Here is a 2,217-nt window from a genome sequence, read left to right as displayed (position 1 = left end):
TTCGCCACTCACGTGGGGAACTACCGGTCAGGCGTTGGCTGCTTTGTATTCGCGGCGGCGGCGGTGCAGGATCGGTTCGGTGTAGCCCGACGGCTGCTTGGTGCCGTCGAGGATCAGTTCCTTCGCGGCCTGGAAGGCGATGTTGGTGTCGAAGTCGGGGGCCAGGGGCCGGTAGGTGGGGTCGTTCTGGTTCTGCCGGTCCACGACCGGGGCCATCCGTTGCAGCGACTGCACGACTTGGTCGGCGGTGACCACTGCGTGCCGGATCCAGTTCGCCAGCAGCTGGGAGGAGATGCGGAGGGTGGCGCGGTCTTCCATCAGGGCGACGTCGTGGATGTCGGGGACCTTGGAGCAGCCGACGCCGGCGTCGATCCAGCGGACCACGTAGCCGAGGATGGACTGGCAGTTGTTGTCGAGTTCTTCCTGCTTCTCGGCCTCGGACCAGTCGGTGTTCGGGGCGAGGGGGATGGTGAGGATCTCGTCGAGGGTGGCCCGCCGGGTGCCCGTCAGCCGGTTTTGGACGGCGACGACGTCGACCTGGTGGTAGTGGGTGGCGTGCAGGGTGGCCCCGGTCGGGGACGGCACCCATGCGGTGTTCGCGCCGGCCTTGGGGTGGCCGATCTTCTGCTCGAGCATCTCGGCCATCAGCTCGGTCATCGCCCACATGCCCTTGCCGATCTGCGCCCGCCCCTGCAACCCGCAGGCCAGACCGGTGTCGACGTTCCAGTCCTCGTAGGCGGTGATCCAGGTCTGCTTCTTCATCTCGGCCTTGCGGATCATCGGCCCGGCCTCCATCGAGGTGTGGATCTCGTCGCCGGTGCGGTCGAGGAACCCGGTGTTGATGAACACCACCCGCTCCGACGCCTCCCGGATGCAGGCGGCGAGGTTGACGGTGGTGCGGCGTTCCTCGTCCATGATGCCGACCTTGAGGGTGTTGGCGGGCAGCCCCAACACCTGCTCGACCCGGCCGAACAGTTCGGTGGTGAACGCGACCTCGTCGGGGCCGTGCTGCTTGGGTTTGACGATGTAGATCGACCCGGTGCGGGAGTTGACCAACGGCCCCGTCTGATCGCCCGTGCTGAGTCCGTGGACGGCGCACAGGGAGGTGATCAGGGCGTCGAGGATGCCCTCGGGGATTTCGGTGCCGTCGCCGTGCAGGATCGCCGGGGTGGTCATCAGATGCCCGACGTTGCGGACGAACAGCAGCGACCGCCCGTGCAGGGTGAGCTCGGACCCGTCCGCGGCGGTGTAGACCCGGTCGCCGTTGAGGCGGCGGGTGAAACTTTTGCCGCCCTTGGTCATCTCCTCGGTCAGGTCGCCGCGGTTCAGGCCCAGCCAGTTGCGGTAGCCGATCACCTTGTCGTCGGCGTCGACGGCGGCGACGGAGTCCTCGAAGTCCATGATGGTGGTGACCGCGGACTCGAGCACCACGTCCTTGACCCCGGCCGCGTCCGTTTGGCCGATCGGGGAGGTGGGGTCGATCTGGATTTCCGCGTGCAACCCGTGGTTGCGCAGCAGCACACTGGTCGGGGCGGCCGGGTCGCCGAGGTAGCCGACGAACTTGCCCGGCTCCGCGAGGCCGGTGATCGTGCCGTCGGCGAGCTGCACGGTCAGGGCGGTGCCGTCGACGGTGTAGCGGGCGGCGTCGGCGTGCGACCCGGTCGTCAGGGGGGCGGCGGTGTCGAGGAAGGTGCGGGCCCAGGCGATGACCTTGTCGCCGCGGACCTTGTTGTAGGAGGCACCGGCCTGCGCGCCGCCGTCGTCGGGGATGGCGTTGGTGCCGTACAGGGCGTCGTACAACGACCCCCACCTCGCGTTGGAGGCGTTCAGCGCGAAGCGGGCGTTGAGGACCGGGACCACCAGCTGCGGGCCGGCGGTCGAGGTGATCTCGGTGTCCACGTTCGCCGTCGACACCGCGAACGGGGCCGGTTCGGGCACCAGGTACCCGATCTCGGTCAGGAACGCCCGGTACTCGGCCGGGTCGATCACGGCGGCGGCCCGGTCGCGGTGCCAGGAATCGATCCGGGCCTGCAGGTCGTCGCGGGTGGCGAGCAGGGCCTTGTTCTTCGGCGCCAGCTCGTCGATCACCTTGGCCGCACCCGACCAGAACCCGTCGGCGTCCACCCCGGTCCCCGGCAGCGCCTCCTCGTTCACGAAGTCGTAGAGCACCTTCGCGACCTGCAGACCGCCGACCTCAACACGCTCAGTCATGAAATG

Annotated in this window: 1 protein-coding gene; it reads right to left on the bottom strand. The window is 68.6% G+C overall.

Annotation, left to right across the window (positions count from 1 at the left end):
- Positions 1-27 precede the first annotated feature (27 nt).
- Positions 28-2,211 (bottom strand): malate synthase G, encoded by a 2,184-nt coding sequence (locus ACNJ7E_RS03665; RefSeq protein WP_418339154.1) that lies wholly within the window; start codon positions 2,209-2,211, stop codon positions 28-30.
- Positions 2,212-2,217: the final 6 nt, after the last annotated feature.

Origin of the sequence: Rhodococcus mengyinensis (assembly GCF_048381435.1) — a bacterium.
Classification (GTDB): domain Bacteria; phylum Actinomycetota; class Actinomycetes; order Mycobacteriales; family Mycobacteriaceae; genus Rhodococcus_F; species Rhodococcus_F opacus_D.
Note: the sequence above shows the minus strand (reverse complement) of the source record. Positions and strands in the feature narration are given on the sequence as shown.